Source organism: Paenibacillus sp. FSL R7-269 (assembly GCF_000517865.1).
Classification (GTDB): domain Bacteria; phylum Bacillota; class Bacilli; order Paenibacillales; family Paenibacillaceae; genus Paenibacillus_AQ.
This window is the reverse complement of the sequence record NZ_ASPS01000023.1, coordinates 111252-132607: the sequence shown is the minus strand read 5'-3', so window position 1 is coordinate 132607 and position 21356 is coordinate 111252. Positions and strand designations below refer to the sequence as shown.

At 53.0% G+C, this 21356-nt stretch carries 16 protein-coding genes; 2 read left to right on the top strand and 14 right to left on the bottom strand.

Annotated features, from left to right (window positions below):
- Window positions 1–479: 479 nt before the first annotated feature.
- Window positions 480–1730: an MFS transporter gene (locus tag C162_RS12570; RefSeq protein ID WP_036694781.1), complete on the top strand. Its 1251-nt coding sequence runs from the start codon at window positions 480–482 to the stop codon at window positions 1728–1730.
- A gap of 10 nt (window positions 1731–1740) precedes the next feature.
- On the opposite strand, the gene C162_RS12565 is transcribed toward C162_RS12570, so the two are convergent.
- From C162_RS12565 to C162_RS12550, 4 genes are all read right to left on the bottom strand, one after another.
- A complete protein-coding gene (locus C162_RS12565; RefSeq protein ID WP_235218413.1) occupies window positions 1741–3486 on the bottom strand; it encodes a transglycosylase domain-containing protein in 1746 nt (581 codons plus the stop codon).
- Window positions 3487–3584: 98 nt separating this feature from the next.
- Window positions 3585–4214 carry a hypothetical protein gene (locus C162_RS12560; protein ID WP_036694778.1) on the bottom strand — a complete coding sequence of 210 codons (630 nt, stop codon included), beginning with the start codon at window positions 4212–4214 and terminating at the stop codon, window positions 3585–3587.
- A gap of 103 nt (window positions 4215–4317) precedes the next feature.
- Window positions 4318–5424: a sensor histidine kinase gene (locus C162_RS12555; RefSeq protein ID WP_036694777.1), complete on the bottom strand. Its 1107-nt coding sequence runs from the start codon at window positions 5422–5424 to the stop codon at window positions 4318–4320.
- A gap of 18 nt (window positions 5425–5442) precedes the next feature.
- The gene (locus C162_RS12550; protein WP_036694776.1) at window positions 5443–6150 is read right to left on the bottom strand and encodes a response regulator transcription factor; all 708 of its coding nucleotides are present in this window, start codon (window positions 6148–6150) and stop codon (window positions 5443–5445) included.
- Between the two features lie 181 nt (window positions 6151–6331).
- On the opposite strand from C162_RS12550, the gene C162_RS12545 reads away from it, so the two are divergent.
- Window positions 6332–7606, top strand: a complete 1275-nt coding sequence (locus C162_RS12545) for a molybdopterin-dependent oxidoreductase (protein WP_036694774.1) — start codon at window positions 6332–6334, stop codon at window positions 7604–7606.
- A gap of 83 nt (window positions 7607–7689) precedes the next feature.
- Here C162_RS12545 and C162_RS12540 read toward each other — a convergent pair whose 3' ends face one another.
- From C162_RS12540 to C162_RS12495, 10 genes are all read right to left on the bottom strand, one after another.
- A complete protein-coding gene (locus C162_RS12540) occupies window positions 7690–8595 on the bottom strand; it encodes a hypothetical protein (RefSeq protein ID WP_051493428.1) in 906 nt (301 codons plus the stop codon).
- Window positions 8596–8608: 13 nt separating this feature from the next.
- A complete protein-coding gene (locus C162_RS12535) occupies window positions 8609–9853 on the bottom strand; it encodes an ABC transporter permease (protein ID WP_036694773.1) in 1245 nt (414 codons plus the stop codon).
- Entirely contained in the window at window positions 9850–10575 is a 726-nt protein-coding gene (locus C162_RS12530; RefSeq protein ID WP_036694772.1) for an ABC transporter ATP-binding protein, read from the bottom strand. The genes C162_RS12535 and C162_RS12530 overlap by 4 nt, the downstream gene beginning before the upstream one ends.
- Before the next feature lie 12 nt (window positions 10576–10587).
- Window positions 10588–12309 (bottom strand): alkaline phosphatase, encoded by a 1722-nt coding sequence (locus tag C162_RS12525; RefSeq protein WP_442792434.1) that lies wholly within the window; start codon window positions 12307–12309, stop codon window positions 10588–10590.
- Between the two features lie 185 nt (window positions 12310–12494).
- Window positions 12495–14507, bottom strand: coding sequence for an NAD-dependent DNA ligase LigA (gene ligA, locus C162_RS12520; protein WP_036694769.1), 2013 nt, complete (start codon window positions 14505–14507; stop codon window positions 12495–12497).
- 77 nt (window positions 14508–14584) lie between these two features.
- Window positions 14585–16954, bottom strand: a complete 2370-nt coding sequence (gene pcrA, locus C162_RS12515) for a DNA helicase PcrA (protein ID WP_036694767.1) — start codon at window positions 16952–16954, stop codon at window positions 14585–14587.
- A 49-nt stretch (window positions 16955–17003) separates the two neighbouring features.
- Window positions 17004–17711 (bottom strand): heptaprenylglyceryl phosphate synthase, encoded by a 708-nt coding sequence (locus C162_RS12510; protein ID WP_036694806.1) that lies wholly within the window; start codon window positions 17709–17711, stop codon window positions 17004–17006.
- Between the two features lie 166 nt (window positions 17712–17877).
- Window positions 17878–18744 (bottom strand): phosphatidylinositol-specific phospholipase C/glycerophosphodiester phosphodiesterase family protein, encoded by an 867-nt coding sequence (locus tag C162_RS12505; RefSeq protein ID WP_036694766.1) that lies wholly within the window; start codon window positions 18742–18744, stop codon window positions 17878–17880.
- A gap of 120 nt (window positions 18745–18864) precedes the next feature.
- Window positions 18865–20265: an undecaprenyl-phosphate glucose phosphotransferase gene (locus C162_RS12500; RefSeq protein ID WP_036694765.1), complete on the bottom strand. Its 1401-nt coding sequence runs from the start codon at window positions 20263–20265 to the stop codon at window positions 18865–18867.
- Window positions 20262–21215, bottom strand: a complete 954-nt coding sequence (locus tag C162_RS12495) for a glycosyltransferase family 2 protein (RefSeq protein WP_036694763.1) — start codon at window positions 21213–21215, stop codon at window positions 20262–20264. The genes C162_RS12500 and C162_RS12495 overlap by 4 nt, the downstream gene beginning before the upstream one ends.
- Window positions 21216–21356 lie beyond the last annotated feature (141 nt).

Below are 21356 nucleotides of genomic sequence, written 5' to 3'. Positions count from 1 at the left end.
GTATTAGGCACGCCGCCAGCGTTCGTCCTGAGCCAGGATCAAACTCTCCAAATTGGTATTTAGAAAGAGCGATTGCTCATTTTGAAACTGACGATTCATTGAATGAATCTTGTAAAAATTAAAGCGTTCCATTTGTTCAGTTTTCAAAGAACTTGCCCCCGGCATTTCAACGTTATGTCTCTTGCACAGGAATTATATCATATCATTTTATTACGTTTGTTGTCAACTTATTTTTCTTCCGCCGCTCAATTTAGCGTCGATGTCTCATAAGCACAAGAGATAATATATCATGCTCTCTAACCGTTTGCAAGTCTTTTTTTACAATAGGATTAAACTCTGCTTTTTTTGAGTTAATAATGAATAGTTGACCACTGCCCTGCACAAATTGATTCCCATAATACTTCATTTGTCGCTACAATAGAATTTATCTTCATATCCAAAGATAACTAACTTATTAGCTGTTCCTGAAAGGAGTTCAAATGTCCAACAAGACCCTGCCTCAAGCTCCCCCCGTCCCTCTGGGGGAATCACGCAATCTGCAGCAGGCTACCATCTACCGCATTTTGCTCGCCGTCAGCTTTGTTCATTTATTCAACGATTCCATTCAGGCATTGATTCCGGCGATGTTCCCTGTACTGAAAGATAACCTGGTACTCTCCTATGCCCAGATCGGCTGGATAGCGTTCGCGCTGAACCTTACCTCTTCGGTAATACAGCCTATTATCGGCTTCGCCGCTGACCGTAAGCCGCGTCCGATCCTGCTGCCGCTGGGGATGTGCTGTACCTTTGCCGGAGTGTTCCTGCTGGCTTTTGCCGGTAATTATGTATTAGTGATTGTGTCCGTAATGCTGGTGGGCTTCGGATCAGCTGCGTTCCATCCGGAAGGCATGCGCGTGGCTCATATGGCCGCCGGTCAGCGCAAGGGGCTGTCGCAATCCATATTCCAGGTGGGCGGAAACGCCGGCCAGGCTTTGGGTCCTCTATTAATGAAGTGGGTATTCATTCCCTTCGGTCAGATGGGTGCTCTCGGCTTCACCGTTATCGCCGCTGCCGGAGTAGCCATCCAAGCCTATGTGGCCCGCTGGTACCGTGAGATGCTGGATGCCGGATACACCTTCCGCAAAAAATCAGCTGCCCGCTCCATCGACCCTGCCCGCAGCAAACGTATTCTGATTACAACGGTTATTCTGGTCTTCATCGTATTCGTGCGATCCTGGTACGGCGCCTCTATCGGCGGGTATTATGCCTTCTACTTAATGGACAAATACGGGATGACGCTGGATAAGGCACAGATCTATATCTTCATCTATCTCGCTGCCGGCGCTGTCGGCACTTTCTTCGGGGGCCCGCTCGCAGACCGCTTCGGCCGCCGCAATCTTATTCTGGTCTCGATGATCGGGACGGTGCCGTTTGCGCTGGCCCTGCCTTTTGTGAACCAGTTCTGGGCGGCCGTCCTGCTGATTATCTCCGGGTTCATTCTACTATCCAGCTTCTCCGTCACGGTTATCTACGCGCAGATGCTGTATCCAGGCAATATCGGTACGGTCTCGGGTCTAATTACCGGCCTTGCCTTCGGGCTTGGCGGAATTGGCTCTGTCGTAATCGGGCATCTGATCGACACGATCGGAATCGCCACGGTGTTCGTGGCCTGCGGCTTCCTGCCGCTGCTCGGCCTGTTGGCTCTGCTGCTGCCTGGTGACAAGAAGCTCGAGGAATGGGCAGCGGAATAAGCAAATCTATTCATAGCATGGAGAGAACCTTGGCGAACATAGCAGCCGCAAGCCCGCTGCCGGCAGTCATGTAGTTGTCCGGATCAGAGTGGTCGAAGCCCATCCATACCGCTGCAGTCCATCTAGGGGTATAGCCTACAAACCATAAATCCCTGTTGGCCTTGCCGGGGACTCCCGGCAGATCCAACTGCGTGGTTCCTGTCTTACCGGCGACTGTAACATTCATTCGCGCCCGTCTGCCCGTCCCGTCACTCACTGCCTGACGGAGCATGGCAGTCATATCCGCTGCGGTACGTACCGAAATGGCTTGCTGCGGCGCAGCGACATGTGAATACACCACCTGGTTCTGCGAATTCCTGATACTACGCACCAGATACGCCTTGTTAAGAATGCCTCCATTCGCAAAGACGGTGTAGGCTTGAGCCATCATGAGCGGAGAAACCCCGCTATACAGACCTCCAAGGGCAATGGCCAGATGGTTGTCTTCTGCAGCGAGTTCTATTCCCAGCCTGGCGGCAAACCCACGGGCATAGCTGACCCCCACCTGCTTCAGTAACCATACCGCTGGGGCATTAATGGACTGCTGCAGGGCAACCCTCATGCTCACCTGCCCACGATATACACCGTTCAGATTAGCCGGACTGTAGCTGCCATAGGTTGTTTTAATGTCAGGCAGGAGACTGTCCGGCGTATATTTCCCGCTCTCCAGCGCCGGCCCATAATCTATAATGGGTTTGAGCGCGGAGCCTGGCTGCCGGGAGGGAGTTACGGCTCTGTTCAGACCGCCTGTACGCGGGTTTCGCCCGCCCAACAGTGCAGCCACTTCACCGGTCCGCTGGTCCATGATGACCATGGCTGCTTCTGCTCTCTGGTTTTTGCCATCCGGCGGAAATGCCTCCTCCTGTGAGAATGCCCGCTCCATAGCACGCTGCGCCTCAATATTCATGCCCGTCACCAGTGTATATCCGCCTGTGCTTAGCTCCTTTTGCGATAATCCTGTCTGCCGCATCGCTTCCTGAATTGCCGCACCCATATAGGACGCCCCGACAATCTCAGTCTTATCCTTAACCGGAGGTACGTAGGTGCTCTTCATTGCTGCCGTCATCTGTTCCGTTGTAATCAGCTGTTGCTGTTGCATAATCCGCAGGACAAGATTCCGTCTGCTTGCTGACCGTTCAAGGTTGTCTGCCGGATTGTAAATAGACGGCCCTTTGGGGATAGCCGCAAGCGTCGCGATCTGCCCGATCTCCAAATGCTTCAGATCAGTTATACCAAAATAACGCTCCGCTGCAGATTTCACCCCATATTGCCCTTGTCCCATATAAATTTGGTTGAGATACAACTGCAGAATCTCATCCTTCGATAACTGCTTCTCCAGGGCCAATGCTATTAAGGCTTCGTTCAGCTTACGCAGCAGATTCTGCCCCCGGTTCAGATACAACCCTCTTGCCAGCTGCTGGGTGATGCTGCTTCCACCCTCAGATACCCCCATCCGTACGGTATTATTGACTAATGCACGGGCTATTCCCTGGTAGTCCAGACCTTTATGGCTGTAAAAACGGCGGTCCTCTACAGCGATGAAAGTATCTATGAGCAGCTGCGGCATTTCTCCTAGTCCTGCTTTGATTCGATAGCCCGTTTCAGGCAGCGGTATTCTCCGCAACACTGTTCCGTCAGAGGCCATAATGACGCTTGACTCCGGTAAAATCATTTTCTCCGGATAACGGTCCAGCACCAGCTTTCCATACTGACTCATATATATAATTCCTGCTAGCATAAGAATGGTAAGGATGACTGTCAGATCAAAAACGGTATAGCAAATACGTAGCAGGAATCTCCGTCTTGTTCCCATACTCATACCTGCCGAGTCCAATTCTCCAGAAGCTTTTCCAGTCCCAACGCCTCGTGCTTAGCCATCACCAGATGCTGCAGAACTGCACCGGGGATAATACAGACCTCTTCCTCTGACTCCGCCACTGTCTGTTCCAGCGTGCGGATCAACGCCCGTGTCCGCAAAATAAGCGCTATGAACTCTTGTGCATCCGGCTCTGGCATTTGTATTTGCGGTGCAGGGGCCGCTGCCGGCCGCAATCCGGCCTGATGAATCCGGCGCAGACTGGCAGCCAGCCGTCTGAATTCCCCACCCGATTGTACCTCAAGGTCCGTAAGCTCACAGGAGCCGTGAACCGCCAGTTGTTCTGCGGCGCGCAGCAGCGCGGTGGTATCGTTGGCTGCTTTTTGTGAACGGAGCAGGAACAGCCCTGCACATACAACGGTGAACATCATGACAGCCGCCGGTCTTGCGCCGATATGATTGATGATCCAATGCATGAAACGGACAAACAGCGCAGCCGATTCCGGCGTATACCAGGAGTAGAGCATAGTAAAAATCCCCCGCATAAGCAGCAACAGCCCTGCACTAAGCAGAGCGCTACCGCAGAATATGTAGAGGTAAAGTGTGCGGATCGTGTGTATTTTTGACATCAGCCAATTTCTCCTGCCTCCCCGGGTCTCATCCCATAGCCCAAGGATATCGGCTAAATCTTAAGAAACACCATTGCCACTTCTTAAGAAATACTGAAGATTGTCAGGAGGATACCGGAAATCGGGTAACAAAGTCAGTCCGGGATCTGGTGCTGTGAGCCGTAATCTCCCCATGGTGCCTTTCCACAATTCCCTTGGCAATCGCCAGACCTAATCCCGATCCCCCGGTAATCTGCGATCTGGAGCGCTCCGCCCGGTAGAACCGCTCAAAAATATGTGGAAGATCCCCCTCCGCAATCATCTCGCCGAAATTGCTGATCCGCACAACTGCATCGTTACCTTCACAGCTGAGTCCAATCTCAAGCCGTTTCCCGTCCTTCCCGTACCGGATCGCATTGGCAATCAGATTCTCATACGCACGTACCAATTCATAAGGAGCCGCTTCAATCCACAACGATTCGGTATCATCCTGCAGTTCATAAGTCATGCCTTCACGGGTCAGTGCCGGAACCGATTCCTCCGCAAGCTGGCGCATAAATGCCTTGAGATCGAGCCGTTCCAGCACTAACGGCAGTCTGCTGCTGTTAACCCGCGTGTATTCAAACAAGTCGTCAATCAGCTTGCGCAGCACCAATGACTTCTGATAGGCAATCCCTACATAGTAACGTATCTCCGTCTCTTCCCGGCAGCGGTCCTGCTCAATATATTCTAAAAACCCAAGCACCGAGGTCAACGGAGTGCGGAGATCATGCGATACACCGGTAATCAGCTCGTTTTTGGACTCGACAGCCTTGCGTTCTTCCAGCAGCGAATGCTGTAGCCGCTCAGACATGATGTTGATGTTCTCTGCAAGTACCCCCAGCTCGTCCGACGTTCGAACCTCAATCCGGTGCGATTCATCAAGCTTTGTGATCTGCTGGATACCGCTGGTGATCTCTTCGAGGTACGAGACGATTTTACGCGTATAGATGAAGAAGAAAATCAGAAAGCTGGCAATCCCGACAGCAGTCATCAGCGGCGCTGAACCGATATGGTTGATGATCCATTTCAAAGTAAGTGAGTACAGCGCGGAGTGCTCCGCCGGCTCAAGATAAACTAAGGAATTGACCAGCCGATAGCCAGCCAAAAGCAGAGCTGCCCCCGACAAAATGCTCAGCACAAAGGCCCAGATAAACTTCCAGCGGATAGTGCTTATATATTTGGTGTTCACTACAGTTCCCCTCAGCTTTCAGGATGGATGATCCAGTTTGTAGCCAATGCCCCATACGGTCTGCACATAACGGGGCTGCTTTGCGTCCAGCTCAATTTTGTCGCGGATATTGCGGACATGCACCATCACGGTATTGCCACCATCCAGAAAAGGCTCATTCCACACTTTCAGATAAATCTGCTCCATGCTGAGCACCTGTCCCTGATGCCGCGCCAGAAGTTCCAGGATAGAAAACTCGCGGGGTGTCAGCTTCACCTTGCGATTGTCCACACTTACCTCATGCCGAAGTGTATCTATCAGCAAATCTTCAAAGATCAGTTCATGCTCATTCGTTCTGGCAGAAGTGTCCCGATTCAATTTATGGTAACGTCGCAGCTGCGATTTGGCCCGCGCCACCAGTTCCAGCGGATTAAACGGCTTGCCCACATAATCGTCTGCACCGATGCTGAGTCCAAGGATTTTGTCCATATCGGCATTCTTGGCGGAGAGCATAATAATCGGCATGTTGCGCTCTTCACGAATCTTCATGCAGGCGGCAATCCCATCCATGTGTGGCATCATCACATCGAGTATAATGAGATCCACCTCTTCCTTGCCAAGGCATTCAAGCGCCTCTCTTCCATCAAATGCCTTAAGCAGCCGGTACCCCTCATTGCGAAAATAGATATCCAGCAGTTCCACAATCTCCACTTCATCATCCACCAGCAGTATCGTTTCTTGGTTCATGGGCATTTAATCCTTTCCCTAGCTCTTTCCATTAGTCTATAAGAAAAAGTTCAGAGAAGGCAACCATACGGTCAGGCTTGATCGGGATAATATTATTCAGCGGTGTTTTTTTGCGGTACAATTAGTTAAAACTTAAATTAATATGATATTGGACACTTATTCATCAAGGGAGGGACTGCAGGTGAAAAAAATATTGACCGGCATCCGCAAAGGATACGGCAAGAAGCTCGTCTCGATTCACTTGTGGAATGCCTGGCTGGTCTTAATCCTTGCCGTTAGCGGTCTGATGCTGGTAGGCGGCTTCTGGAGAGAGCTGCTGGGTGAAGGCAGAGTGTGGCTGAAGTGGGGCCATATCGTGTTCGGTCTGGTGCTGTTGATCCCTGTAGTCTATTATCTGCTACTGGCAGCGAAGCACTGGAAGCGGCTCAAGGGTAAACCTGCGCAAAAAGCCAACGTCCTCTTCGTGCTGACGCTTTTGATCGGCTGGCTGATCTCAGGGGTTGTACTCTGGCAGTTCAGGCTCGCCGGGCCGAGAGCAGCGAATACTGCGTTATTCATCCATGATCTGCTGACCTGGGTCGGCCTGCCCGTAATCATCTATCACTCCATTACCCGGGTGAAGTGGCTGAAGGAGCCCAAGAAGCGCACGATTGTGGCAGAAGCTGTACCTGTAAAAGAGACCTCTTCTCACGCAGAACGGGCGCGGCGCGCGGCTCCTTCTGAAGCCCAGCCTATGTATTCACGCCGCGGGTTCATTAAGGTTGCGGTAGGCGCCGGGCTTGCTGTCACGCTCGGCCCTACTTTTGTCCGCTGGATCGGTAAATCCCTGCAGTTTCCGGGTACAGCCGACTATGCGGCAACCAATGCCAATGCATTGATTCCTGACCCTGTTCCGCTGGCGGAATCTGCACCTCCTATCGGCGGGGGAGCCGAGGGCAGCTTTCGGGTATATACGGTCACGGCCATTCCCGCGTTCGACAACTCCAACTGGTCTTTTACTATTGATGGCCTGGTGGATAAGAAGCTGAGCTGGAACTGGGAAGAGTTCGTTAAGCTGCAGCGTGAGGTGCAGGTCAGTGATTTCCACTGCGTGACAGGCTGGTCTGTGTACAAAAACACATGGGAGGGTCTACCCCTCTCGAAGCTGCTCGATATGGCCGGTGTGCAGCCTGGGGCCGTCATGGTCAAGTTCTACTCGGGAGACGGTGTCTATACGGACTCACTCACTCTGGATCAGGCAAGGATGGACGATATCATGGTGGCTGTGATGCACGATGGCAAACCTATCCCCAATCAGCTCGGCGGACCGGTTCGTCTCGTTACTCCGCAAATGTATGCCTATAAATCGGTTAAATGGCTGAACCGCATTGAGTTAATCAATGAAGATTATGTCGGGTATTGGGAACAGCGGGGGTATGACAAAGATGCCTGGCTGCCGGGTGCCAAGCGGGTGTAGTTGCAGCTCCTGCCTTTTATCCAATTAAAAAACCTCCTTTCCCAATTAGGGAATTTGGAGGTTTTTTGTTCTTGCTTAATGGATCACAGGCTTTTGAAGGAAGCATCGTACAGGCGGAACATGGTTTTGTAGCCGGACTCGTCAATCTTGATTCCAACGTCCAGGCGACCCGATATTTCCAGCGGACCTGAGGTGTGGCGGAGCTTACTGCCTTCAGGAACAAACACAATCATAATCTTGTTCCAGTAGGTCTCATCCCCATTATCGAACGGACACTCTGCACCCGGTTCGGGAATAAGCAGGAACCAGTTTTTCTCAAAAGAAAGGACCTCGCCCATGAATCCCTTAATAGTGACCTGCTGACCGCTAAGATCCCAGAAGTGCTCTGAGGGCCGGGTCTGATCGTCTCCATCAAAAAAACCGTTCCAGTCTATGGCTGTATTCCCTGTGTAGGCAGCAACCACTGTAGCCGTTGCCGCTGGTGCCGCAGACGGAGACAGTGACGGTGGCACGCTCAATACCGGAGCAGATTTCGCCTTGACGGATTCTGCTCCAGTGCCGCTTCCCTCGGTACCCTTAGACGCTGCTGCTGGGCGGGGGCTTTGTACAGAAGATGAGGCTGCCGGACTCGGAGTAGTAGTTACGGTCTTCCCAGGGGTCTTCCGGGAAGCCGTCTCAACAGGTGCAGCAGCAGGCGATGGAGACGGCTTGAACGTAACCGTCACCTTGGATCCGGCATCCGTACCTTTGGATGGAACAGCAGACGCAGCAGCTCCGCCCTTGGTAACTGGAGCAATGGCCTGCGGGGAAGGGGATGCTGACGACTCAGCTTCCACCGTGACTTCCGCAGTGCTCTGCGAGGCTTCCGCCACCGCTGCAAAGGATTCCCCGTTGCCTTCGGTAGCAGTATTCTGGCCACATGCCTGAAGCAGCAGCAGACCTATCACAGCTCCCGACAGCAGAATCAGTCTTCCTTGTAGTCGTATCAATTGAACGTACCTCCTATGATTTGAACAAGGCGAGCGGGTGCATCCGGTACATCCGGAAGGCTGGTCCAAGCGAGGACAGCAGACCTATAGCCAGCGCCCCAAGCACAATAAGCCAATGCTCCGGTGTCCAGTGGTAGGGCTCGATTTGAATGCCCGCCTGCGAGAACAGCATGTCCCTCAGCAGATAAGCTCCGAGATGACCGGTCACAAGCCCCGCGATAAGTCCGGTTGCCGTTACGAGCAGGCCTTCTGTGGTCAGGGAGAGCCATACGTAGGCCCGTGATTTTCCGAGAAGACGCAGTATTCCGACATCCTTGGTCCGCTCTGAGGCTGCTGCAACAAGAGATAATAGAATCGCAATACCTGCGAGCAGCACACATATAGCCGTCAGCATCCCCAGCAGCCGGGAGCCCTGATCCACTGCATTCAACACATCGGACACAGCCTTGCTGGTATACACCGCCTGAACACCGCCGCTGCCATCGAACGCCTGCTTCAAATCATGGGCCCCCAGCAGACTAGCCGGCTTAACCAGCACTGCCGTAATCTCCCGCTCCTCAGGCGCCAGGCCATGTACAGCCCAGGCATAGTCCACCGTTGTAAAGACCGCACGGTCATCCGGAGTATGGAGTTCTGGAAGAATCCCCGCTACCCTATACCGAAAATCCTCATGGGCATGCCCGCCTGATTCTCCCGCTGCATGCTCCTCCTCATGACCCTCCTCATGCTCAGGAGCTGAGGATTCGTGGTCTTCTCCCTGCACAAGTCCATGCGCCCCCGCAAAGGTATCGCCTATCTTCAGTCCCAGCGACCGGGCGACGTAAGAGCCTACAATCGTATCTCCAGTATCGGCATACATCTTGCCTTCCTGCAGCCTGCTGCCGCCGTAACGGTTGAAGAAGTACCCGGAATCTATCCCAACAATTGGATAGCCTTTGTAGTTGTCGCCCGTAGTCATCGCAAAGGCAGCTTCCACGGACGGGTCACTCCGTGCCTCATCCAGTACAGTGAGCGGGATATTCCCGGTTGGTGCGCCAATATGATAAAAGGTATTGAGCACCAGTTGTGTCTCACTGCCCGCTGCCCCTATGACAAGATCAAAAGGGCCATAGCCTTTCTTGGCCCCCTGCTCAACACTCTGCCGGGATAGAACAAGTAAGACAATAAAGGCAACTGTAATCGCCACAGCACACACGGTAAGCAGAGACAGGAACCGCCGGTGCAACACATTGCGGAGGGTGAGCTGGAAGAGGCTCATAGTGAAACCCCCTCCTTGTCTATCCCGCTGAACGAGGACCGCTGCCGGGCTAATACCTCCCGGCGTACTTCATTGATATCCTGAATGTTCAAGCGGCGCGGAAACCGTTCAGCCATATTGAGGTCATGTGTTACCACGATTAAGGTGTGTCCATGCGCTGCACTAAGCTCCAAGAGCAAAGAGGATATCTCATCGGCAGTCTCCCAGTCCAAGCTGCCTGTCGGTTCATCTGCCAGCAGAAGCGGCGGGTGATTGACCATGGCTCTTACAATGGCAACACGCTGCTGCTGCCCGCGTGAGAGCTGGGAAGGCAGATGCCTTCCGCGGCCCCCCAGGCCCACCTGTTCCAGCCAGCCGTCCACTATACGCCGTCGCTCCTTTTGCGGAAGCCGGGCCGTCATGGCAATCTCGACATTCTGCCGCGCGGTCAGCGAGGGAATCAGATGGAAGTCCTGCAGCACATAGCCGATAGCAGAAGCACGGAAGGCATCGCGCTTCGCCTCAGTTAACTCGTGAAGCGGCTGTCCATTTACGGTAATTCTGCCGCTGTCTGTACTCATGATGCCGCTGATCAAGTGCAAAAGCGTGCTTTTACCGGACCCGCTGGGTCCGGTAATGGCTACGCACTCTCCTTGTTCAACGTTCCAAAGCGGGATATCAAGAATCGGCACAGCTCTGCCGTCCACTTTGAATTGTTTGGTTACATTCTGAATCTGGAGCAATAAGAGCCACTCCTATCTGAGTACAATGCGTTCGGACAAGGCATCCCAGGTTAGGGTCGTGCCCTTCAACTGGTTGAATGCACTAAGCGGAAGGTAGAGTACATTGTTATCCACATCCACCGTATATGCGGCCGCTTTGCTGTTCAGCTTCGCTGTTTTACCTGTCAGATCGACGTCGATCGTATTCTTTCCAAAAGCCAGCTTGGCAGCAGAGGTGTTCCCTGTATAGGTTCCTCCAAGCGCCTTCACCAGTGCCTGTGCCGGGTAGAGCACCTCATTGTCGCGGCTGATTTTGAATTTCGGATAGACATATTTCGCTTGCAGCTCTGCGGAACGTTTGTTCAGATCAATTCCCAGTATGCCTGCTCCTGCCGTTGCGATCTGCGTATTGTCAATCTGTCCCTTCACCTTGTCAGCAATCGGGCCATACGCCCACACCCCAACATCCACCGCAGAGTGACCATGACCCGACCAGCCGACCAGCAGACGCTTGGAAATTACTGCATTATATGCGCCTTCCCGTTTGTACGAAGAACCGTCGCCATTCATAATCTGGGTAACTTCCTCATCCGTCAGATCTGTAATCCAGGTGTTTGCGGTTACGATCTTGCGAATCTCTTCCGGTGTCTGTGCTGCTTCAAGATCGGCTGCCAGACTCTCGGAGGAGTGCTTCTGCTTGTTCCACAGATCGATGTTAATCTCATAGATATTGTCACGCGAGAGTGAGAGGCCGCCTGTCTCATGGTCAGCCGTAACCACTACGGAGGTGTTGCCATTTTTCTTCGCAAAATCAACAGCTGCCTTGAAGGCTGCGTCGAAGTCAAGTGCTTCCTGCACCATAGTCGGCAGATCGTTGGCATGACCGGCATGGTCGATACGCCCGCCTTCAATCATCATAACGAAGCCGTCTTTATCGGCGGACAGAATATTCAGTGCCTTGGAGGTCATCGCCGCCAGGCTCGGAATTTCAGGAGTGCGGTCTGGAGTATAAGCCACATGGGAGTTACCGAACAAACCTAACACCTTGGTATTCTTGGAAGTAAGTGCATTTAAGGCGGTGGTATTCTCAACTACCGTGTACCCTTTCGCTTTGAAGTCAGGCAGCAGGTTCTTATCTGTACGCTTGCCCTTCTCCTCCTTGGTCAGGAAGAACTGCTTCCCGCCGCCCATCAGCACATCCACTCCGCTCTCCAGATACTGCGAGGCAATCGCCGATTCGTTGTCACGGTTACGGACATGGGAAGCATACACGGCTGGTGTGGCATGGGTGATACGGGCAGTGGTCACAAGGCCTGTGGCCTTGCCTGCGCTCTCGGCAGCTTCAATAATGGAAGCAAAGGGCCTCGAGACATCCTCATTAGAGACGCTGATGCCTGCGTTATAGGTTTTATGACCTGTAGCAAATGCAGTACCGGCAGAGGCGGAGTCTGTGACGATCCCGGATACGATTTTACCGCTGTCCTCTCCCCGGTCTGCATATGTAGTAGCTTGTCCCACGTAGTATGGATCGAGGTTCAGGTGCTTGACTCCCTTGGTATATTGCTGAAAATATCTTGCCGCAGACACTTGGGCCGGGCCCATGCCGTCGCCGATCAGAACAATAAGATTCTTAGACTGGGCCTTGGCAGCGCCCCCGGAATTCGCCGGGCTCTTGGCCGCACCTGCAAGGGTTGCTCCTGATACTACTGCTGCCGCCAATCCTCCAACAATCATGCCCCTCATTAACTTGTTCATCATATACCCCTTCCTCATTGTGACGGTTCTAATCCCAAGCTTACCTTGGAAAGATTAACTAACTGTCAAAATAAGTATGGAGTTGTATTAAATTATCAAGTGTTCACATATACAAAAAGCCCTGTACCTCTCCGCCGTCAGGCAAAAGAATTACAGGACTCTGTATACCTCTATCCGTTCTCGCCTTACAACTCCAGCAAGCGGATCAGCTCGTCTTCGTCTTCGATAACCTTGACCCCCAGCTGCTGAGCCTTGGCCAGCTTGCTGCCCGCCTTCTCCCCGGCGATGACCAGGTCAGTCTTCTTGGAGACGCTGCCGGATACCTTGGCTCCCAGAGCTTCCAGGCGTTCGGCCGCTTCTTCGCGGGTCATTTTGTGCAGCGTACCTGTGAGTACAACGGTTAAACCGCTGAAGTAGGAGTTGGTAGCAACTACACGCGGAGCTTCAGCACCCTTGGCCTCTACCCCCAGCGCCCGCATACGGTCAATACTGACCACTACGAACGGATCGGCAAAATAGTTCACGATGCTCTCTGCCACAATCCCACCGATATCCGGCAGCCCGGCCAGCTCCTCCGCTGTAGCAGACATGACGGCTTCCAGGCTGCGGTAATGGTCGGCCAGCATTCTTGTCGTGGCTTTGCCGGTATTAGGAATGCCGAGTGCATAGAGGAAGGATGCCAGATCTCTGCCTTTGCTGTCTTCGAGTGCCTTCAGCAGATTCGCCGCCTTCTTCTCTCCGAACCGCTCCAGCTTCACCAGCTGGTCGAAGGTTAGCTCATACAGATCCGCAGGCTCCCGAACACTAAGCTCCTCATGCAGCTGAGCCGCAGTCTTCTCACTGAACGTCTCAATATCCATGGCATCTCTGGACGCAAAATGGGTAATCCGGCTGACAATCTGCGGCTTGCAGTCCAGCTTGTTGTTGCAGAACAGATGAGCGCCGCGCATCTCCAGCGGGAACCCGCAGGCCGGACACTCCTCAGGGAACAGGATCTCCCCGCCGTCACTCTCTTCTGTCACCTTGCCCAGAATCTCCGGGATCACATCATTGGAGCGGCGGATGAACACCCGTGTGCCCAGTGCGAACTTCAGATTCTTGCGCTCAATATCGCCCACATTGTTAAGGGTGCAGTTCTGTACCGTAACCCCGGCTAGTTCTACAGCTTCCACCCGCGCGAGCGGAGTCACTTTGCCGGTACGTCCGACATTCCAGCTTACAGATTCAAGAATAGTTGTGGTCTCTTCCGCCTCAAATTTATAGGCAACGGCCCAGCGCGGGAACTTGTCGGTATACCCCAGCGCCTCACGGATGCGGAAGTCCGTGACCTTAATCACTGCTCCGTCAATCAGATAATCCAGACCGGAACGGCTCTCTTCAATCTCTGCCAGCTGCTCAGTCACATCATCGAAATTGCTGAAGTAGTTGAGGTAAGGGTTAACCTTGAACCGGTTGCTGCGCAGGAAATCCATCATCTCCTGATGATCGCCGAACTTCACGCCCTCTGCATACCCCACATTATAAAAGAAAGCATTCAGCCTGCGGTCGGCAGTCATCTTGGGATTCAGGTTGCGCAGCGCGCCCGCCGCACCATTGCGTGCATTCTTCAGCGGCTCTGCTGCGCGGGTATTATAATCCGCCAGTACAGACAGGTTCATAATCCCCTCGCCCTGCACTTCAATAACGCCTTCCTTGAACGGGATATTCAGCGGAACGGACTTGATCGTCTTCACCTGAGCCAGAATCCCCTCACCTGTCACCCCGTTGCCGCGGGTAGCTGCTTGTACAAGTGCCCCATCACGATAGGTCAGGTTCAGTGTCAAGCCGTCGAACTTCAGCTCCACGGCATAACACGGATCCGGCAGCGGATTGTCCGGGTTCTTGGTATTATAATCATTCACCAGCTTCAGCACACGGGTGTTCCAGGTACGAAGCTGTTCAATGTTCTGCGCCTTATCCAGACTCCACAGCGGTGCCAGATGGCGGTGCGGTGTGAAGCCCTTGAGCAGCTCCCCGCCTACCCGCTGGGTCGGAGAATGCGGCAATACCATTCCGCTCTCCGCTTCCAATGCTACCAGCTTATCGTAGAGCACATCATATTCCTTGTCGCTGATCTGCGGGGCATCCAGCGTATAGTAGTGATAATTGTACTGATTCAGCTCGGCGACAAGTTCTTCCATCGTGAACATAATATCCATCCGGCACATCCCTCCGTCAAATGGGTTTCCTACGGTTAGCGTGATCCAAAAGCATTGCCGTTAATCGCAAGCTTGATTTATTCAACTTTGGTGATCGGCGCAAAGCCGGCCAGCAGCCGCTTGACGCCTACCGGCGCCGGGAAGGCAATCTGCAGCTCCGTATCGTTGCCGCTGCCCTTCACGGCTACAATGGTGCCGATGCCCCATTTGCCGTGGGAGACCTTGTCGCCTGCCTTGAAGCCTCCGGCCTCCGCAGCCGCCCCGGCTCCGCCCGTCGTGCGCTGCGCGCCTCCGGTCGTTACCACAACACGGCCCGCGCCAGGCACCGCGCTTGCCGAACTGCCGCTGCCGAAGCTGGCGGACCCGCCGCCTCCCGGCGCGTTCCCGGCAGCAGCGCTGCGGCTGCCGAAGTTCCCCCGGCTGCCTCCGCTTCCGCTGAAGCCCCGGCCGCCATAGGCACCGCCTGCCTCCGCGCCTCCGCGCCGGAAGCGGTCCGATTCACGGACGGTATCTTCCTTCAGCTCCTCCGGAATCTCCTCCAGAAAGCGGGACGGCGCATTCGCGTTCGTCCGCCCGAACAACGTGCGCATCCGTGCGCAGCTGAGGAACAGCTGCTTCTCCGCACGGGTTATGCCCACATACGCCAGCCGGCGTTCTTCTTCCAGTTCATCATTGTCCTGGAAGGCACGGCTGTGCGGGAACACCCCTTCCTCCATCCCGATGATGAAGACGGTCGGGAACTCCAGCCCCTTCGCGCTGTGCATCGTCATCAGCACCACCGCATCGCTGCGTTCCTCTTCATCGTTCACACTGTCGATATCCGCGATCAGTGCCAGATCGGTCAGGAAGGAGACCAGCGACTTGTCTTCATTGTTCTTCTCGAACTCCATCGTAACAGACAGGAACTCGTCAATGTTCTCCAGGCGTGAACGGGACTCCAGCGTATTCTCATTCTGCAATTCAAGGCGGTACTGCGACAGCTCGAGAATCTTCTCAGTCAGCTCTGTCACCGAGAGGAATTCCACCATCCGGTGCAACGCTTCGATCATATCGTAGAATTCCACCAGCGTGTTGCGGGTCCGTCCGGCGAATCCGAGATCATCCACCGTCTGCAGCGCCCGGAAAATCGACACGCCCTGGGCAGCAGCCGCTGCCGCAAGCTTGCCAACGGTTGTATCCCCCAGCCCGCGCTTCGGAACATTGATAATCCGCGTCAAGCTGATATCATCATCAGGATTGGATAACAGGCGCAGGTACGCCAGCAGATCCTTAATTTCTTTACGGTCGTAGAACTTGATCCCCCCGACGATCTGGTAGGGAATATCCGATTTGATCAGAATTTCTTCTATTACACGGGACTGGGCGTTCGTACGGTACAGAATCGCATGATTCTGGTAAGCCTGTCCCTGCTTCACATTCTTGCTGATCTCCCCGGTGACGAAATATCCTTCGTCATGCTCAGTGTCACCGCGGAACACCTTGATCTTCGCGCCTTCATCGGAGTCGGTCCACAGCTTCTTGGGCTTGCGGCCCGTATTGAGGGCAATCACGCCGTTGGCGGCATTCAGAATATTTGAGGTGGAACGGTAATTCTGCTCCAGCAGAATCGTCTGGGCTTCGGGGTAATCCTCTTCGAAGTTCAGAATGTTCGAGATATCCGCCCCGCGCCAGCGGTAGATGGACTGGTCACTGTCCCCTACCACGCAGATCCGGTGATGGCCTTCAGCCAGCATCCGGCAGAGCATGTACTGCGCCCGGTTCGTATCCTGATACTCATCGACATGAATATACTTGAACTTCTTCTGATAGAAATCCAGTACATCCGGCTTCTCCTTGAACAGCTCGATCGTCTTCATAATCAGGTCATCGAAATCCAGAGAGTTGTTGCTTCTCAGCCGGTGCTGGTATTTGGTGTACACTTTAGCAACCAAGCCTTCAAAATAATCGCCGACCTTCTGCTCATACTGCGCCGGTGTGATCAACTCATCCTTGTTCGTGCTAATAACAGCCTGGATGGCCTTCGGCTCGAACTTTTTGGTATCGATATCCAGATCCTTCATACAATTACGGATAACGGATAGCTGGTCTGTCGAATCCAGAATGGAGAAATTCGAGGTGAAGCCGATCTGATCAATATCCTTCCGCAGAATCCGCACACACATGGAGTGAAAAGTGGATACCCAAATATCCCGGCCCTCCGGCCCTACCAGCTTGGAGACACGGTCCTGCATCTCCCGGGCGGCTTTATTCGTAAACGTAATCGCCAGAATCGCCCAAGGCGGTGCCTTGCGGTTCGCGATCAGCCAGGCAATCCGGTGGGTCAGCACGCGGGTCTTACCGCTGCCTGCGCCAGCCATGATGAGCAGGGGGCCTTCAGTTGCTTCTACAGCCTGACGCTGCGGGGGATTCAGACGGCTTACGGCGTCTTGTATGTTAACAAGTTGCATGTGTTACATGCTCCTTTCTGAATAAAAGCTATATCATGATCTATAAACTCTACCAGTCCATCTGCGGGGTATCCCGTACAGCCTGGACCGTCAACAGCGCTTGTTCCACATTACTATAAATAATATTGCCGACCACTACTGTATCACATAGCGCGGCTACATGCATGGCTTCCTCTGCACCTGTAATTCCGCCTCCATAGAAAAGCTGGCTGTGCTCAACCACTTCCCTAACCTCGCGCACAATCTCCAGATCTCCATAGCGCCCGCTATATTCAAGATAGACCACCGGGAGGTTCATCAGCTTGTCTGCAATCTGCGCATAGGCTCCCGCACCAGCCACATCCAGCGAGCAGTCCGCACCGGTCAGGCGTGCTACCGAGGAATCGCTATTCAGCACAATATAGCCCTCTGTCAGCAGCAATTCCCATGGGATCAGACTGCCGAAACGTTCAATCGCCCGGCGGTGATGGCCGAGAATCCATGAAGTATCGTCAGTGTTGAGCACCATGGGAATCATATACAGGTCAAAACCGGGCACAGCGGCCTCCAGATCCGAGATCTCCAGCGCGCAAGGCAGGTCATACTGCCGGATTCTCGCAAGCAGACTCACTGTATTCTCATAAGTCACGCCGGTAGAGCCGCCGACTATAATCGCATCGGTTCCCGACTGGCACACAGCGGCCAGCTCCTTGTCACCAAGCACACGGTCCGGGTCCAGCTTGAATACATGCCGCCACGGCCTGATCATTTGCCGCATCTCGTTCATCTTTGTCCATCCTCATTGTTCATCTAAGTGAATATACACACTCCTGCGCACGCAAAATCCGTATCTCTAGTCTAAGTCAGCACGAAGGGGGGTGTCAATTTAAAAGAGAACAAAATGCGAACATTTTTTCGCATATTTGCTTTGGTCTGTTCCTCAATCAACGGAGACCCTTGATCCGGTTCAAATCATTTTCCGGGACAAAGTCAGTGTAGAAACCGTTGACACCCAACCGGGACAGCTCCACAATTTCCTGTTCATCGTTTACGGTATGCACGTAGACTCTGGCGCCCGCTTTTTTCAAGTTATGCACGAAGCTCTTGGTAGCCCTGGTTGTCGGCATCGTGATGTCTACGCCAGTCTGCTTGACAAATTCAATAACCACCTCGTCGCTGTCCTCTGTCTGGTATAGGGTATAGATGATTTCTGGAAAAGCGTACACCTGCTTCACAACCTCCAGCATCTCCCGGCTGTAAATCTGCGGAACAATCCGCTCTAGCAGCGCAGGGTCCTTCTTCCGGGCAGCTTCTACAATGAGCTGAAATTGCTTCGTTACCTGTTCGGGCTCCAGCTCCTTTGTGTCCGTTACAATATACGTGTCCGGGTAGAGCTCCATCAGATTGACAATTTTCTCAATATCCAGTGGAGAGTAAAGTTCCAGCACCGGGCTGTTCATCACTTCATCGTGAGTCAGCACCTCTCCCTGCTTGTCAGGAGGAAGAACCTCCTGTTGGCCCAGCTTCTTACTCATACCTGTAGTCCATTCATGCCGGGCCACGAGCTGTTCATCACTGGTCAGCAGCAGGTCTGCCTCAAAGATCCGGGTCCCCTGCTCATAGTTTGCAATAAAAGCGTCCTTGGTATTGGTATACGCCTTGTCATTGATTCCGCCCATGGCATGGGCAATTACCCGGTGGGCTGCGAAGCCGGTAGCCGGCTGTTTGTCTTTTCCTCCAAGCGTCAGTACAAGCAGAAGTGCAACAGCCCCGATGATAATCATAGAAGCCATAAGCTTGGTTCTCTTCATGATGGCAGTCTCCTTTGCAAGTAGTAGAGAGTCGGCTGAAAAAAGCAAAAACGGCTGTGTCATCCTCAAGGGGCAGCAACCGTTTTTTAGCGAAACCTATAATTTAGATAAGACCGTGTATTAATAAGCGTTCTTAAACCCGTTACGAATCGTCTTGACAATAATCCGGATGTCAAACAATAGAGACCAGTTCTCGATATAGAAAATATCATGCTTGATCCGGTCCTCAATCGAGGTATCCCCGCGCAGACCGTTACTCTGAGCCCAGCCGGTAATTCCGGGCCGCACATGATGCTTGACCATATACTTCGGAATCTCGCCACGGAACTGTTCTACAAAGAATGGACGCTCTGGCCGCGGACCGACCACACTCATCTGCCCGAACAGGACATTGAAGAATTGCGGCAACTCATCCAGACTCGTTCGGCGGATAAACGTGCCAAAGCGGGTCCGGCGCGGATCTTCCTTCGTGCTCCAGCCTGTGTCCACTTCACCGTCCGTCTGCATTTTCATGGAACGGAACTTGTACATCATGAAATTACGGCGGTTCAGCCCCACCCGCTCCTGCTTGAAAATCACCGGTCCTGGAGAGGTCAGACGCACTCCAAGCGCAACAATCAGCATCACCGGAGACAGCATGAGAATGGCGAACAAGGCGAACACAATATCAAACGCACGCTTCGCCATTTTGTTCCCGGCCATATCCAGCGGTATATCACGCACATTAATCATCGGCATCCCGGCAAAGTTATCGAAATACGGACGGGCCGGCAGATAGTCGAAGAAGTCGGGGATAATCAGCGTCCGCATCCCGGCTTTCTCACAAGTAGCAATAATAGCAGGGTATTTCGAGTGGGCATCCAGCGGCAGCGCCAGAATGACCTCATCGACAGGAAGCATCTCCAGCATCGCCTCCAGCTGATCCACTGTACCCAGAATTGGCTTATACCGCTGCTCCTCAATGCCATCCCAATGATGGAAGTCATCCAGGAACCCGATCGCCTCATAACCCAGCTCCGGATACTGCTCCAGGTTGTTATAGAATCTTTTACCCAATGTGCCTGCACCAAGAATTAGAACGAACTGGCGGTTGAAGCCTTTTTCACGCAGCGACTTCAGCATCTTCTTCAGCACATATCGGTACAGCATAATGGACAGAATATTGAAGCCCATGTAGATCGCCAGATATTGCCGGGAGACATCAATCTCCCTCAGGAAGAACATCAGGCCTAGTAAGATGAAGATCCCCAAGACATGCACCTGGAAAATCTTCAGAAATTCATCAATGAACCGCTTCTTCCGCTTGGGCAAATATAGAGATAGCACAATACCAATCAGTATGGCGATGGCCCCATAGATGACGCTCCAGTAAGCATAAGATTCTATAGGCAGCGTCCGGTAGGATTCCAGCAAGCCGCTCTTGAACTTCAGCCACCAGGCTGCAAGGAAGGACATCTGAATCACGAGGAAGTCAGCTACCATATAGAGTTGGGTCAAAAATTTTTGATTCCGGCGAATCATAATCTCACCTCAGCCTTCGATTCATTGCGGATACCAGCTTCCCCGGGAACATTCAGACTCTGTGCGGGAGTAGGTACCTTACGCGGGGCAATCAATGCGTTACGCAGCAGCGACAGAGTGAACTTAACGCCGACGCCAGCATAGACCGCTCCATTTATCATACTATTGTAACGGCTGCTATAATGCTTCTTATGAAATAAAATCATCGCCCGGTGAAACTCATACACAATCTTGAACGGTCTGCGGCGCGCGCTGCCACCCTTCAGATGTACGATGGACGTCTGCGGATAATAATAAATCCCCCAGCCCGCTTCCTTGATCCGGTAACACCAATCCAGATCCTCTCCATACATGAAAAAGGTCTCATCCAGCCCGCCCACCTGCTCAATCGTCTCCCGGCGCAGCAGCATGAACGCTCCAACCAGACAATCTACCGGATATTCATCATCCGGGTCCAGATAGCCGAGCTGATAGCCGTTGAACTTCGGACGGTCCGGGAACAGCTTACTGAAGCCAAAGGCATAATAGAAGGACGCAGACGGGGTCGGGAACCCTCTCCGGCAAGCCTTATCGAGCGACCCATCCGGCAAAATCACCTTACACCCGGACGCGCCAAGATCAAGGCGGCTGTCCATGAACGCCAGCATCGTCTCCAGCGTATCCTTACGGATCACAGTATCTGAATTGAGCAGCAGCACATAACGCCCGGAGGCGACCTCCATCCCCTGGTTATTCCCCTTGGCAAAGCCTACATTCTCTGAATTGGCGATTAACAGCACCTCCGGGAACTCCTTGCTTATCGTCTCCACCGAGTCATCCTCGGAGTTATTATCTACTAGAATAATTTCATAGGAATAGCTTGTCTCTGAATCATATACCGACCTCAGACAATCCATCGTCAGGCGGCATGTGTTGTAATTTAGAATCAATATACTAACATCTACATTCACTGCTATACTCTCCTGACAAATATATTGACATTCCCGAAGTTTACATGTTGGGATTCTTAAGTGATTAAACCGAAGTGTATTTCTACCATCGGAGTATGACCTTAAGGTGAGGCTATGCCGTTAGCCCTCCTAAGACAGTGC

Excerpts from the sequence above, each read along its gene's own strand:
- C162_RS12550 (WP_036694776.1), bottom strand. The coding sequence starts at position 6,150 with ATGAACCAAGAAACGATACTGCTGGTGGATGATGAAGTGGAGATTGTG.
- C162_RS12560 (WP_036694778.1), bottom strand. The coding sequence starts at position 4,214 with ATGTCAAAAATACACACGATCCGCACACTTTACCTCTACATATTCTGC.
- C162_RS12510 (WP_036694806.1), bottom strand. The coding sequence starts at position 17,711 with ATGCGGCAAATGATCAGGCCGTGGCGGCATGTATTCAAGCTGGACCCG.
- pcrA (WP_036694767.1), bottom strand. The coding sequence starts at position 16,954 with ATGCAACTTGTTAACATACAAGACGCCGTAAGCCGTCTGAATCCCCCG.
- ligA (WP_036694769.1), bottom strand. The coding sequence starts at position 14,507 with ATGGATATTATGTTCACGATGGAAGAACTTGTCGCCGAGCTGAATCAG.
- C162_RS12525 (WP_442792434.1), bottom strand. The coding sequence starts at position 12,309 with ATGAACAAGTTAATGAGGGGCATGATTGTTGGAGGATTGGCGGCAGCA.
- C162_RS12535 (WP_036694773.1), bottom strand. The coding sequence starts at position 9,853 with ATGAGCCTCTTCCAGCTCACCCTCCGCAATGTGTTGCACCGGCGGTTC.
- C162_RS12570 (WP_036694781.1), top strand. The coding sequence starts at position 480 with ATGTCCAACAAGACCCTGCCTCAAGCTCCCCCCGTCCCTCTGGGGGAA.
- C162_RS12500 (WP_036694765.1), bottom strand. The coding sequence starts at position 20,265 with ATGATTCGCCGGAATCAAAAATTTTTGACCCAACTCTATATGGTAGCT.
- C162_RS12505 (WP_036694766.1), bottom strand. The coding sequence starts at position 18,744 with ATGAAGAGAACCAAGCTTATGGCTTCTATGATTATCATCGGGGCTGTT.
- C162_RS12565 (WP_235218413.1), bottom strand. The coding sequence starts at position 3,486 with ATGAGTCAGTATGGAAAGCTGGTGCTGGACCGTTATCCGGAGAAAATG.